We start from the raw sequence: 13,570 nt of genomic DNA, 5'->3' as shown, positions 1-13,570 counted from the left end.
AGGGCGGTTTCCTTATGCGGTGAATGCCGACAGCACGTCGACGGTCTCGATGGTCTGGGCGATCTCGGCGAGCAGCTTCGCCGCTGCGGCGCCGTCGAGTGCCCGGTGGTCGAACGTGAGTGAGAGGGGAAGCTGGCGCGGGGCATCCGGGTATGCCTGGTGCGCGGCGCCGATGCCGAGGATGCAGGCCTGCGGCGGGTTGAGCACCGGGGTGAACCAGTGCACGCCGAGACCTCCGAGGTTGGAGACGGTGAAGGTTCCGCCGCCCATCTCTGCCGTCCCGAGTTCACCGGACTTCGCCCGGTCGATGGCCTCGTGGGCGCGCTCGGCGAGCTGCTGCAACGAGATCGAGTCAGCGTCTGGGATCACCGGAACGAGCAGTGCCTGCCCCGTGTCGACGGCGAATCCGAGGTTGACCCTCGTGTAGCGCCGGATGCCGTCCCAGTCGAAAGCGGCATTCGCCTCCGGATGCCGCACAACGGCTCTGGCGACCGCGAACAGCAGCAGGTCGTTGATTCCGATGTGTTGGCGCCCGGTCTCTGCTGTCACCTCTTTCAGCCGAGCCGCATAGTCGAACAGGCGAGTGGCATCCGCATACCGCGTGAGCGTGACCTGCGCGGTGGACTGCAGGGACTCGTGCATACGCTGAGCCGTGACTTTGCGGGCACCCCGCACCGGAACGAGGTGGTACTCGTCTGTCTGCGCGGCGGGTGCGGCTTCGCGCGACGGCCCGGCCGAACGGGCGGTGGGCGCGGCGGGGTGGTGCGCGGGCGACGACGCCGGCTGCGCCGCGGCCTGCGCAGAAGCGGCCGAATCGGCAGCAGCCTTCGCCGCGATGACGTCTGAGACGATGATGCGCCCGCGCGGGCCCGAGCCGGCGAGCCCGACGAGGCTGATTCCGCTGCGCTCTGCCATGATCGCCGCGCGCGGCGAGACCTTGATGCGGTCGCTCGTGTTCTCACCTGTCACAGCTCGCGGCAGTTCTGGCGTTGCCAACGTGGTCTCGCTCGTCGCGGTGGTGTCCGGTATCTCCGTGGTGTCCGGCATCGCGGCGGCATCCGGCATCGCGGTCCCGGGCGTATGAGCGCTCTCGGACACAGTGTCTGCGGACGCTCCGTCCGACTGCGGCGGGCGATGCGGCTCTTCGCCCTCCGGAGTCGCGGGCTGCTCGGGTGAGGTGATCTCGCCAGGCTCGCCGATGATGCCGATCACGGCGAACTCGGCAACCTCATCACCTTCGTCGGCGCTGACCTGCAGAAGTGTCCCGCTCACGGGCGCCTCGACGTCGACTGTCGATTTCGCCGTCTCGAGCACCACAAGGGTCTCGCCGGCCCGCACGGTCTCGCCGACAGACACCGCCCACTGCGCGATGACAACGTCTTCACCGGCATTGCCGGTGGTGGGAACCCGAACCTCGGTGCTCAATGCCGCTCCATTTCGCCGCTCCATATTCGTGGAGTCACGTTCGCTCATTTGATATCTCACTGCTCATACGAGCGCCCTGCTACTGTACACTGGCACCTGCGCGGGGGCAACGCGTGTCAGGTTTCGGCCCGGTCTCGACAGGCTCGACCACCGAGGGGCCCGGGTCTCGACAGGCCCGACCACCGAGAGGCTCGACCAGCGAAAGGAGGCCAGATGTCGCTTGAACACCGCGGCACGCCTCTGCGTGCGCGACTCGAAGCGGCGATCGTGGCGCGTCGGTACTACCTCGACAACAGGCAGAAGAGCGAGATCGCCGACGAGCTCGGCATCTCGCGTTTCAAGGTGGCGCGGTTGCTCGACGAGGCACGCGCGCAGGGCATCGTGCAGATCCACATCGAGATGCCGGCCGAAGTCGACCTGCATCTGGGCGAAAAGCTGGCGCGGCACTACGGCATCCCGCGCGCCATCGTCGTCACGACAACAGATCCTTCGCCAGACGTCGTCGGACCTCTCATCGGCCAGGCCTGCGCCGAGCTTCTGCAGTCGAGTCTCGACGCAGACGACGTGCTCGGAATCTCGTGGGGCACCAGCCTGACGAACGTCGTGGATGCTGTCTCGGCCCTTCCGGCCTGTGATCTGGTGCAGCTCGTCGGCGGCCTGCCGAGCGTCGATCTCAACGTCAACGGGGTCGAACTTCTCAGGCGCCTCGCCCAGAAGACACGCGGGCGCACCTGGGCCCTGCACGCCCCCCTGCTGATGCGCAGCGCCGCCGTCGCCGATGAGCTCCGGGCAGAGCCGGGCATCGCCGCAACGCTCGATCGCTACTCCGACCTGACAGTTGCCCTCGTGGGCGTCGGGTCGTGGTCGCCGCCCAAATCCACGCTCTATGCGCAGATCGAGGAGCCTGAGCGGCGGGAGCTGCTCGAGCGAGGCGCGACGGCAGACATGTGCGCGTTCGTGCTCGACAACACCGGGCGGCCGCTGCCGTCGCCCGTCACCGAACGGGCGGTCGGAATCTCCATGAGCGAGCTGCGTGCGGTGCCAGAGGTGATCGCGGTCGCCGGAGGGTCAGACAAACTCGAGTCGATTCGCGCGGTGCTCGCCAGCGGCATCCCGCACACCCTCGTGACGGACTCGATCACGGGATCCGCCCTGCTCACCCCACTCGGCTGACGCGCGCGAATCGCAGCACCTGTGCACGATCTCACCTCGTCCGGACGTTTTCACCCCGCATACCGGGTGCATATGTCCAGATGAGGTGAAATCGCCGGGCCGGCGGCCTGCCCGCGCGGCGCGGCCTCAGCCCAGCTCGTCGAGCAGGGTCTCGAGCGTCTTCCGCACGCCGACCTCGTGCATCAGCGCGAGGGCGTGATCGTATTCGGCGACGAATCGCGGGTCGTCGATCAGGCGGCCGAACAGACGCTCGTCGTCGAGAAACGCGTACGGATGCTCCGGGTACTGTCGCGCCCTCGCGATCAGCTCATCGCGCAGCCGGTCCACCACCTCGAACGGCTGCCCGTTCTCGTCGACCCCTGTCGCATAACGCGCCCAGCTGGCGACTATCGCCGCCGAGAGTGCGACGTCGCCGCCGCCGGCGAGCGCGTCGCGGATGACGGGACCGACGAACTTCGGGATGCGGTCAGAGGTGTCTGCGCACAGCCGGGCGATGGTGTCGCGCACACCCGGGTTGGCGAAGCGCTCGACGAGCTGCTCCGGGTAGCGCTCGAGGTCGATGCCGGGAACGGGCCGGAGCGTCGGCGCAGCCTCGCGGCGCATGTATTCGAGCAGGAATCGCGCGATGACGGGGTCGTTCGCGGCATCGTGCACGTATTCATAGCCCAGCAGGTGACCGACGTATGCCATCGCCTGGTGGCTGGCGTTGAGCATCCGCAGTTTCATCATCTCGTAGGGTTCGACGTCGTCGACGACCTGCACACCCGCCCGCTCGAAGGGCGGCCGGCCGGCGGTGAACGAATCCTCGAGCACCCACTGGGTGAACGGTTCGGCGACGACGGGCCAGGCGTCGTCGATGCCGAACTGCCGCGCGAGCTCGGCACGGTCAGCGTCTGTCGTCACCGGTGTGATCCTGTCGACCATCGAACTCGGGAACAGCACGTTCCGCGCGATCCAGTCGCCGAGCTCCCGATCGAGGGCTGTCGCGAACGTGACGACGGCTGTGCGCGCGATCCGCCCGTTGTGCTGCAGGTTGTCGCACGACATCACGGTGAACGGCCCGATGCCGCGGTCACGCCGCCGTCTGAGCGCTTCGGCGAGGTAGCCGAAGACCGTCGTCGGCGTCTCGGCTGTGAGCTCGCCGGCGATCCCGTCGGCGCCGAGGTCGAACTCCCCCGTCACCTGGTCGACGTTGTATCCGCCTTCGGTGATCGTCAGCGAGACGATGCGCGTCTCGGGCGACGCCATCCGCTCGAGCACCGCGTCCGGATCGTCAGGTGCATACAGGAACTCGACGATCGACCCGATCACGCGCGCCGTGCGGCCGCCGTCCGGATGCTTCTCGACGAGTGTGTAGAGGCCATCCTGCGCCTCGAGTGCGTCTCGGATGCGCCTGCTGCCCTCACGAAGGCCGACTCCGCAGATCGCCCAGTCGCGTGCGCCGCCGCCGCCGGCGAGCAGATCATCGATCACCACGGCCTGGTGCGAACGGTGGAATGCGCCGACGCCGATGTGCACGATGCCGGTCGTGAGACCCGCGCGGTCATAGGCGGGCACCGTGAGGTCGGGCGCCTGCTTCAGCTGCGGCAGAGCAGCCGACGAGAGACGCACAGGAGTCGCAGGCTCCGCCATCAGATGTCCTGCCCGGTCGGGAGGATGACGAGGTCACGGATGACCACGTGCTTCGGCCGGCTGAGCATGAACAGCATCGCGTCAGCAACGTCTTCGGAGCGGATGCCGGTGCCCGCTGCCACATGCTCGGCCTCTGCGGCGGAGCCCGGCTCGAAACCCCAGAGAGGATTGAGCACCACGCCGGGAGCGACGGCGCCGATGCGCACCCCGGTTGCGGCGACCTGCCGCCTGACGGAGTGCACAAAAGACTGCACTGCATGCTTGCTCGCCGAATAGACGGGCTCCCAGTGGATGTCCTGATGCCCGGCCACCGAGCTCGTCACGAGGATGTCTCCGTGACCCTGATCGATGAGTTTGGGCAGCGCCGCCCTGACGAGGGAGAACACCCCTGTGACGTTTGTGCTCACGAGGTCGGCGATCGGCTGCTGCCCGGTGTCGGCGAGATCGCCGCCGACATAGATCCCGGCGTTCGGCATCACGATGTCCAGGCCGCCGAATCGTGTGACGGCTGCGTCGACGATGGCGTCTGCCGACCCTGCCCGCCCGACGTCGATGGCAAGGGTCGCCACCGACCCAGGGTTCTTCTCGCTCAGGGGGAGAAGCCTGTCCTCCGACCTGCCGACCGCCAGCACACGGCATCCGCTCTCGACGAGCGCCAGCGTGGCAGCGAGCCCGATGCCCGAACTCGCCCCGGTCACCACGGCCACCCTGCCGGCCATGCTCTCGGTCATGATGCTCCTTCTCTCATCGCCATCGGCGGAACGGACCGCGCATCGCCCGGCGACTCGGCGAGGCGCTGGCGGCGGAAGATCTCGTCCGGCCTCGTGTTGATGCGGTCGACCTCGTGCTTCGGCATGAACCGCACACCGCCGAAGGCGACAGCCGCCTGCAGCACACGAGCGCATTTCACGGCCATCGCCGTGATCTGGCGCACCTCGTGCGCCGAGGCCCCGAGGGCGAACATTCCGTGATTGCGCAGATAGATCACCTTGGGAGCATGCCCGTGGTCATCCACGTACCTCACGAGTTTGTCGCGCACAACGCGCGCGAGTGCGAGCCCCGGATCGACGTACTCGACGAGCAGCGGCTCGGTTCCGAGCACCACGATCTGGTCGGGAAAGAGCGAACCCTGGGTGAGAAGCGGGGCGTTGACCGAGCACAGGATCGCGTTCACGGCGATCGGATGCGTGTGCCCGGCCGCCCGCACCTCGTCGACCTCGAGACAGACCGCGTGAAGCAGTGCCTCGACCGACGGGCGTCTGCCGTCGTGACGGTCCTGCACCGCGCTGAACAGCCGATCCACATCGATCTCGCCTGCGGCCCGATCGGTGATCAGGTCGAGCACGTCTGCCACGCGCATCCGCACGAAATCCGACGGCGTCACTGTCGCCATCGCGGCGCCGCTCGCTTTGACGAGCATGTCCGCGCCGTCTTGCAGCGAGGTGTTGCCCTCGCCGAGGATCACGAGATCGGCGGACGGATCGCCGAGGTCCCGCGAGAGCGAGACGAGGTCGAGAAGCGCGTGGGGCGTCTCGTGTGTCATAGAACGGCCTTTCGTGACGTGTCGGTGCGCCGCTCGTGAGCGGGTGTGTGTGCGTTCGGAGTATGTGCGTTCGGAGTGTAGCGGGCCGGGGTGTCGTCGCCGGCACGGATGAGCGAGCGAGCGGCGGCGGCATCCGGCAGACGCCCGCTGGCGACCGCGAGGCGGAACACGATGCCGAGGCTCGTCGCCTCAGCCGGGCCGGCCTCGACAGGAAGGCCTGAGAGGTCGGCGGTCAGGCGGCAGAGCAGCGCGTTGCGGGATCCGCCGCTGATGATGCGGATGCCGTCCGGCCGTTTGCCGACCAGGCGAGCCGCCTCGTTCACGGTGTCGCGATAGGCGACGGCGAGACTGCGAAGGATCACCATAACCGTGTCCGCCTCCCGTGCCGGCCGCGGATGACCGGCGGCCTCGCAACGGTCGCCGATCCGCTCGGCCAGTCCTCCTGGAAGCTGGAGCTGCGGATCGGACACGTCGATGACGCCCGGGTGCTCAGACTGCTCGGCCTCTCGAAGCAGGTCGAGAAGGTCGACCCGCTCGCCCGTGGCCTCGCTCCAGGCGCGCACACACTCCTGCAGCAGCCACATGCCGCTGAGGTTGCGCACGAGCAGGTTGCATCCCTGTGCGCCGAGCTCGTTGGTGAAGCCGAGCTGTCTGGCCTCTTCGCTGAGCACCGGCACGTCGCACTGCACTCCCGTGACCGCCCAGCTTCCCGCAGAGACGATCCCGGTGACCGTATCGGGATCAGGGTCTGGATCCGGCACGGTGATGGCGGCGCTCGCTGTGTCATGACCGGCGACGTAGTACACCGGGAGCGCGGAAGCCGACCCGATGCGTCCTGTCACCTCTGGCCGCGTGTATCCGGCGAACGTGCCGTCGTCGACAAGCGGGGGAAGAATGACGCGGATGCCCCAGGCATCCGTCAGTTCCTGTGACCAGGTGCCACTGGTCCTGTCGAGAAGCCCTGTGGTCGACGCGATGGTGCGTTCGGCGCCGATGGCACCCGTGAGCCTCTGCACCCAGAGGTCCGGCACGAGCAGAACGGTCTGATCGGGGGCGAGCTCACCGCCTGAGGCGTCTGTGCGCAGCTGGTGCGACGTGTTGATGGCCTGGTCGAGCACCCCGGTCACCGCCCACGCCGTTTCGGGAGAGACGAGTGCGGCGGATGCCCGCGGCATGTCGTGATCTGCTGCCCTGTGGTGCTTGACCACACCGAGCAAGTCGCCGTTCGGCGCGAGCCTGGCATAGTCGACGCCCCAGGCGCTCACACCGATGCCGCGAATCCGAACCCCGTTGTCGGCGGCGAACGCCACGGCGAGCGCGAGCCCGTCGAGGGTCTCGCTGAAGAGAGCGTCGACGTCCCAGGCGAGGGTGCCGCCCCGGAGCGGGACGTTGGCGAAGCGGTGGATGGTGTGCAGGTCGCACCGCTCGTCGTCGACGATGCCGAGCATCACCCGTCCGTTCGACGATCCGAGGTCGATGGCGACGAAACCGGTTCTCTCGCCTGGCATGTTCTCCTCGAGGATTCGATTCTGTGATCTCAGGTGTGAGCAGTGGTGCAGACCCGCGCGGCTGACGGGCCCCGTGAGGACGTGTCCGACGATTCTCGCCGAAGCGAGCGACGTGAGGCGAGAATCGTCAGACACGCCTCCTCTCAGCAGGAGGACTTGTAGACGGCGTCCGCACCCTCGCCGTCGATGTTCTCCTGCGTGAGGATGGTGAAGCCGGTCTGGATCTCTTCTTCGACGGTCTCGCCGTTCAGCGAGGCTATCGCCTGCTCCACCGCCTGTGTGCCGATGTTCTCCGGCTCCTGCGCGACGAGCGCCTGCACAACGCCGTTCTTGAGCTGCTCGACCTGAGCAGGGCCGGCGTCGAACCCGACGATGGTGACGCTGTCGGTCTTGCCCGCCTGTTGCACACCCGTCGCGGTGCCTTCGGCCGCGAAGAGGTTGGCCGCGAAGATCCCGACGATGTCAGGGTCCTTCTGCAGCGCTGCCGTCACGAGCTCGGCAGCTGTCGCCGGCTCGTTGTGGCTGTACTGCACACCGAGGTACTCGAAGCTCTCGTCCTCTGCGGCAGCTTCTTCGAAGCCCTGCACGCGCATGTCGAGCGTCGAGACACCGGGGTCCGTCGAGATGACGAGCACCTTGCCGCCGTCGGGGTTCTGCTCCTTGATCGCCTCGAACGCGGCAGCTCCGCCCCCGACGTTGTCCGAGGCGATGCGCGAGACGGCCATCGACGGGTTGTCGAGGGTGGTGTCGACGAGAACGACGGTGATCCCCGCATCCGCCGCCGCCTGGATCGGAGCCTCCATCGCCGTGACGTCTGTCGGCGCGACCAGGAGCACGTCTGGGTTCGACGAGACGACGGAGTCGACGATCGGCTTCTGCAGGGTCGGGTTGAACTTCTCCGGGCCCTGCGTCTCGACAGCGGCACCTGCCTCTTCGGCCGCCGCTTCGATTCCGCACTGCATCGAGATGTAGAACTCGTCGCCCGAGACGCCCTGGACGAAGGCGATCTCGACGCTGTCGTCGCCGCCCCCGGCGTCGCCGCCGCCACCGCCGTCGCCACCCGAACATCCAGCGAGCACGAGCCCGGCAGACGCCGCGACGGCGAGTGCCCCGAATGCTGATTTCTTCCACTTCATTGTGATCACTCCTTGTTATCCATTGGTGTGGTGGTGCAGGTCTCTCCTCAGTCCGGTCTGCCCCTGAGAAGCCTCGTCCATGGGTTCTCTTTCTTCGCGCCGCGCATGGCAGAGGCGCGGCGTGCCTGGTCGACGTACACCGCGCCGATCAGCACGGCACCGACGGCGACCTGCTGCCAGAACGGCTGAACGCCGGTGATGACGAACCCGTTCTGCAGAACGGCCGGAATGAACAGGCCGACGATGGTGCCGAAGATCGTTCCGATGCCGCCGAACAGCGAGGTGCCGCCGATCACGACGGCTGCGATGACGTTCAGATTGGTGGTCGACTGCCCGGCGATCGCCGTGGTGTTGAACTGCGACAGCGAGAGGATGCCGCCCAGACCGGCCAGGGCGCCCGCGAACATGTAGACCTTGAGCAGGTGCCTGTCGACGTTGACGCCCACGCGACGCGACGCCTCGTTGCTCGAGCCGATGGCATACGTGTACCTGCCGAACCTCGTGAAGTGCAGGACGACCGCGCCGATCACCACAACGACGAGGGCGATCACCGAGATGACGGGGATGATCCCGAAGACATTGCCGTATCCGATCACGGAGCTCAGCACACTCGGCACCTCGCGAATGTCCACGCCGCCGGTGAGGATCTGTGCGAATCCGAGCGCCATGCCCATGGTGCCGAGGGTCACGATGAGCGGCGGCACCTTCGCCTTGGTGATGAGGATGCCGTTGACGGCGCCCCAGAACAGTCCGGCGACGATCGCGACGATGATCCCGACCGTCGCCACTCCCCAGCCTTCACCGCCGATCGTTCGCATGACCATGGCCGACACCACACCGGAGAAAACGAGAACGGAGCCGACGGAGAGGTCGATCCCCGAGGTCACGATGATGAAGGTCATTCCGACGCCGAGCACCGCGAGGATCGAGGCGTTCTGCATGATCAGCCGCATGTTGCTCCACTGCGCGAAGGTGTCCGGCGCGAGCAGGCTGAAGATCAGCACGATGACGAGCAGCACAAGCAGGATCTGGAACGACTGCGCCTTGAGCAGCCGCTTCACCAGGCCATCGTTCTGGTCCGGTTCGCCCCCTGGCGGCGCGACGACGGCATCCGTGTCCCGGGGTTCGATGATGCTCATGCCGTTCCCCCCACCGTCGCGCCGGTCATCATGCCGACGAGTTCTTCCATGGATGTCTTGGGGGTCTCGAGCGATGCGACGCGGGTGCCGAGACGCAGCACCTGCACGCGGTCAGAGACGTCGATCACGTGCGGCATCGAGTGGCTGATGAAGACGACGGCAACCCCCTGGTCCCTGACCCTGCGAATGGTCTCGAGCACGTTCTTGGTCTGCCGAACGCCGAGTGCAGCGGTCGGCTCGTCGAGAAAGATGACCTTGTTCGCCCAGGCCACAGCGCGGGCGATGGCGACGGCCTGTCGCTGACCGCCCGACATGCTTCCGACGGGAGTGGTGAGCGATCCGACGGTCGCGCCGAGGTCGTCGAACGCCTTGCGTGAGCGCTCCCGCATCTCTTTGTTGCGCATGAAGCCGAACAGCCCGCCGATGCCCGGCTGCATAAGCTCACGGCCGAGGAACATGTTGTCTGCGGGGCTCAGGTGCGGCGCGAGCGCGAGGTCCTGGTGCACCGTCTCGATGCCGAGCGCGCTCGCCTGCGTCGGGCTCGTCAGTGAGACCGGTTCGCCCTCGAAGAGGATCTGGCCGCTGTCGATCGGCAGGTTGCCCGAGAGCGCTTTCACGAGCGTCGACTTGCCCGCGCCGTTGTCGCCGATGAGGGCGACGACCTCACCCCGGTGCACATCGAAGTCGGCGTTGTCGAGTGCGCGCACGTGACCGAACGCCCTCGAAAGCCCTCTCGCTTCCAATATCGGCACAGGCATTGTGGTCTCCTCTCAGTTGACGACCCGGTTGGCGGTTTCGCCTGTCGCCTCGTTCAGGGTCGCCGGCCAGCCGTCGCCCGGTGTTCCGACGAGAAGTCCGGCGTCGCCAGACACCCGCCAGTCCCCGAATGAGTGCGGAACGGCCAGCACGTCGCCGGCGTTCACCGTGACGGTCTCGGTGCTGCCGCAGAGCTCGGCCGATCCGCTCAGAACCAGCACAACGGCGAATCCTGCCGCGAACCTGTTCACCCCGCCGGGTTCCGGGGCGGCGTGGAACAGCCGAAAGAAGGGGGCGGTGTCTGCCGCGAGCAGCGGCAGCGGCTCGCGAGTCGTGCGAGACAGGTCGTTTCTCGTGACGAGCCGCTCAACGGTGCCGAGCGGAAGCCGGGCTTTCGACACAGCGGGCATCACGGCGTCGAATCCCAGCCCGAGGTGGGACTCGTTCCTCGTCAAGGTCGTCCCCGACCACTCGAGCAGGATCGACATGTCTGTCGGCTCCTGAACCTCGGCGAGAAGAATCCCCGCATCGATGGCGTGGGCCGTGCCCGCGGGAACCACGATCCCCATACCGGGCGCGACCTCGATGCGGTTCATGTGCGAGAGCATCCACTCGCTGTCTTGCGCGTCACGACGATCGTCGAGTTCCCCGCGGTCGACGTCGGTGTTCCAGCCCAGGTAGACGGCTGCTCCAGAGGCGCTCTCGAGCACGAACCACGCCTCGGTCTTGCCATAGGGGCAGCCCAGGTGCGAGGTCGCGAACTCTCGTGAGGGGTGCACGTGCACCGGAAGCCGCTGCCTGGCGTCGAGCAGTTTGACGAGAATGCCGACATCCGCCCGACCCCACGCTGCCGCGGCATCCGGCCCCACCCATGCGGTGTGGTCTGCAGAGACGAGGTCGCGCAGCAGGGTGCCGTCGGCGGTTCTCGAGAGCCCCGCCGGCGACTCACCCGCGCGGGCGACGGTCGAGGCGAGCCACTCCTCCGGCTGGAACTCAGAGGTTGTGGCGATGCCGCGGAGTGCGGCGATGCGCTCGCCGCCGCGATAGAAGTGCTCGACCAGGTTCGGCGCGAGGCTCACCGGTTTCATGTGCGGGTCCTCTCTTCTGCGGATGCCCGTTCTGCCGCGGGGCCGGCGGGCGGCAGGATCTCGCCCGACCCCCTCGTGTGCAGTTCGGTCTCGACCGAAATGTCTTTCGGCTCGAGGGCTGGGTCGGCGATGAGCGCCATCAGTCGATCGAAGGCAGCGTTGCCGATGCGGTAGGGGTCTTGGTCGATGCACGAGACAGCGGGCTTCAGCACGTCCGCCAGCGAGAAGTCACCGAACGAGATGAACGCGATGTCTGTCCGCTCGACCTCGTGCAGTGCTGTCACCACACCGATGCCGGCGCGTGAATTGGCGGCGAAGATAGCCGTCGGCACGTTCTCGCCCGCGAGGATCTCGAGGGTGGCGAGCCTGGCCGTCTCTGTCTCCGCGGTGCTCCCCGGCATCAGATCGGCGTCTGCTGTGAGACCGTGGTCGGCGAGAGCACCAGCAAATCCCCGAACGCGCCTGACGATGGTCTGGTAGCGCTCGTCGCGCCCGACCAGGGCGATCCGGCGGTGCCCGAGGGCGATGAGCCCCTCGACGCCCTCGCGCGTCGCGCCCTCGTCGTCGACGGTGACCGAGTCATAACCGTGCTGAGAGCGGTCGACCATCACCACGGGCATGTGCGGCCTGTGGTCCTGCAGATAGTCGTGACTCTCGCCGACGGGCGACAGGATGATTCCCCGCACCCTCTGGCCGGCCAGGCGCAGCAGCTGATCCTGCTCGCGCTCTGCGCTGAACCCGGTGCTCGCGATCACCAGGCCGAGTTCGTCGTGCTCGGCTCGCTGCTCGATGGCGCTCACGAGCGAGGCGAAGAACACGTCGTCGATGGTGTCGATCACCACGCCGATGGCATCCGCTATGCCCGACTTCAGCGCTCGCGCCATCGGGTTCGGCACGTAGTTCAGCTCAGAGATCGCCTGCTCGACGCGCAGCCTCGTGTCTGGCATCACAGTCGTGATGCCGTTGACCACCCGTGACACGGTCTTGATGCTCACACCGGCGCGGGCGGCGACATCCTTGATGCCGGGACTCTGCCTCATCGCGCTCCTTCGAGACAACGTTGTCATTGCGGGAAAGGCAACGAGTCCGAGAGCCAGGAGTGTGGCGAGACAGTGTGGCGAGACAACGTTGTCTTTCGAGGTTGGGTCCATCGTGCACAGGTGTCTTTCACCCTGTCAAGTCACGATGCGGTCTCGGTGGCGACCCGCCTCTCTGCACGAGTTGCGGACTTCTGCGGCCCCAGCGTCCCATGGGCGACAGAATCCCGCAACTCGCCCGGTTCTCGCCGCACCCCCGCAGCGCGCTGCAGGGGTCTGCCCACCCTCTTCTATGTGACCTTTGCGGACGCATGGGGCCGGATTTTCGAGCACGTACGTCCGCAAAGGTCACGTAGAGGGGTCCGAAGTCGAGGCCGGAGAGGGCTCAGACGCTCGTGAATCCGCCGTCGATCGGCAGAGAGACGCCGCTGATCATCGAGGCGTCATCACTCAGCAGAAACACGATCGGCCCCGCGATCTCGTCTTCGGTCGCCCAGCGCCCGAGCGGCATCTGCTCGAGGAACGGGCCGGCGATCTCGGGGCGGCCCCAGTAGAACGCAGACATCTCGGTCATCACCACCGTCGGGTTCACGCTGTTCACACGGATGTTGTGCTCGCCGAGTTCGAGGGCAGAGACCCTGGTGATGTTGTCGAGCGCGGCCTTGGACGAGCCGTATGAGACATGCCCGCGCAGGGCGACGAGGCTCGCCTGGCTCGACACGTTCACGATCGAGCCTCCACCGGCGGCGATCATCGCGGGCGCCGTGTGCTTGATCACGAGCAGAGCACCACGTGCGTTGATGCTGATCACCCTGTCGAACACATCGATGTCCGTGTCTTGGGGAGTCGCTATCTCGCCGCCGAAACCGCCGCAGTTCACAACACCCCACAGCTCGAGGCCCTCGACGGCGTCTCGGACCGAGTCTTCACTCTCCAGGTCGAATGCGAGAGGCGTAGCGCCTGTTTCGTCAGCGAGCTTCTCGAGTGTCTCGAGCGAACGGCCGCTCGCGATCACCGTCGCGCCCCTGGCGACCAGGCGTCTGACGGTGGCACCGCCGATGCCGCCGCTCGCCCCGGTGACAAGAACTGTTCTTCCGGTGAAATCTGTCATCGTGTGCATCGCTTTCTCTGCT

General features: G+C 67.0%; 12 protein-coding genes. 1 reads left to right on the top strand and 11 read right to left on the bottom strand.

Translation table 11 applies throughout. The annotated features are described in order from the left end of the window. Positions 1-12: 12 nt before the first annotated feature. Entirely contained in the window at positions 13-1,425 is a 1,413-nt protein-coding gene (locus ACYVF5_RS15815) for a dihydrolipoamide acetyltransferase family protein (protein ID WP_460948145.1), read from the bottom strand. 213 nt (positions 1,426-1,638) lie between these two features. Here ACYVF5_RS15815 and ACYVF5_RS15810 point away from each other — a divergent pair, with 213 nt between their 5' ends. Then, positions 1,639-2,598 carry a sugar-binding transcriptional regulator gene (locus ACYVF5_RS15810; protein WP_460948143.1) on the top strand — a complete coding sequence of 320 codons (960 nt, stop codon included), beginning with the start codon at positions 1,639-1,641 and terminating at the stop codon, positions 2,596-2,598. Positions 2,599-2,724: 126 nt separating this feature from the next. On the opposite strand, the gene ACYVF5_RS15805 is transcribed toward ACYVF5_RS15810, so the two are convergent. From ACYVF5_RS15805 to ACYVF5_RS15760, 10 genes are all read right to left on the bottom strand, one after another. Next, positions 2,725-4,230 (bottom strand): mannitol dehydrogenase family protein, encoded by a 1,506-nt coding sequence (locus ACYVF5_RS15805; protein ID WP_460948141.1) that lies wholly within the window; start codon positions 4,228-4,230, stop codon positions 2,725-2,727. Further along, entirely contained in the window at positions 4,230-4,961 is a 732-nt protein-coding gene (locus tag ACYVF5_RS15800; protein ID WP_460948139.1) for an SDR family oxidoreductase, read from the bottom strand. The genes ACYVF5_RS15805 and ACYVF5_RS15800 overlap by 1 nt, the downstream gene beginning before the upstream one ends. Continuing rightward, complete coding sequence (locus tag ACYVF5_RS15795) at positions 4,958-5,773, bottom strand: class II aldolase/adducin family protein (protein ID WP_460948137.1); 816 nt, start codon at positions 5,771-5,773, stop codon at positions 4,958-4,960. The genes ACYVF5_RS15800 and ACYVF5_RS15795 overlap by 4 nt, the downstream gene beginning before the upstream one ends. Further along, positions 5,770-7,281 carry a rhamnulokinase gene (locus ACYVF5_RS15790; RefSeq protein ID WP_460948135.1) on the bottom strand — a complete coding sequence of 504 codons (1,512 nt, stop codon included), beginning with the start codon at positions 7,279-7,281 and terminating at the stop codon, positions 5,770-5,772. The genes ACYVF5_RS15795 and ACYVF5_RS15790 overlap by 4 nt, the downstream gene beginning before the upstream one ends. A gap of 143 nt (positions 7,282-7,424) precedes the next feature. Then, on the bottom strand, positions 7,425-8,417 hold the full coding sequence (locus ACYVF5_RS15785) for an ABC transporter substrate-binding protein (protein ID WP_460948133.1): 993 nt from the start codon (positions 8,415-8,417) through the stop codon (positions 7,425-7,427). Between the two features lie 47 nt (positions 8,418-8,464). Beyond that, positions 8,465-9,556: an ABC transporter permease gene (locus ACYVF5_RS15780; RefSeq protein ID WP_460948131.1), complete on the bottom strand. Its 1,092-nt coding sequence runs from the start codon at positions 9,554-9,556 to the stop codon at positions 8,465-8,467. Next, positions 9,553-10,314, bottom strand: coding sequence for an ATP-binding cassette domain-containing protein (locus tag ACYVF5_RS15775; protein ID WP_460948129.1), 762 nt, complete (start codon positions 10,312-10,314; stop codon positions 9,553-9,555). The genes ACYVF5_RS15780 and ACYVF5_RS15775 overlap by 4 nt, the downstream gene beginning before the upstream one ends. A 12-nt stretch (positions 10,315-10,326) precedes the next feature. Next, entirely contained in the window at positions 10,327-11,400 is a 1,074-nt protein-coding gene (locus ACYVF5_RS15770) for a class I mannose-6-phosphate isomerase (protein WP_460948128.1), read from the bottom strand. Continuing rightward, positions 11,397-12,440, bottom strand: a complete 1,044-nt coding sequence (locus ACYVF5_RS15765; protein ID WP_460948126.1) for a LacI family DNA-binding transcriptional regulator — start codon at positions 12,438-12,440, stop codon at positions 11,397-11,399. The genes ACYVF5_RS15770 and ACYVF5_RS15765 overlap by 4 nt, the downstream gene beginning before the upstream one ends. A gap of 382 nt (positions 12,441-12,822) precedes the next feature. Then, on the bottom strand, positions 12,823-13,548 hold the full coding sequence (locus ACYVF5_RS15760; protein WP_460948124.1) for an SDR family oxidoreductase: 726 nt from the start codon (positions 13,546-13,548) through the stop codon (positions 12,823-12,825). Positions 13,549-13,570 lie beyond the last annotated feature (22 nt).

It is taken from the genome of Okibacterium endophyticum (assembly GCF_054780075.1).
Note: the sequence above shows the minus strand (reverse complement) of the source record. Positions and strands in the feature narration are given on the sequence as shown.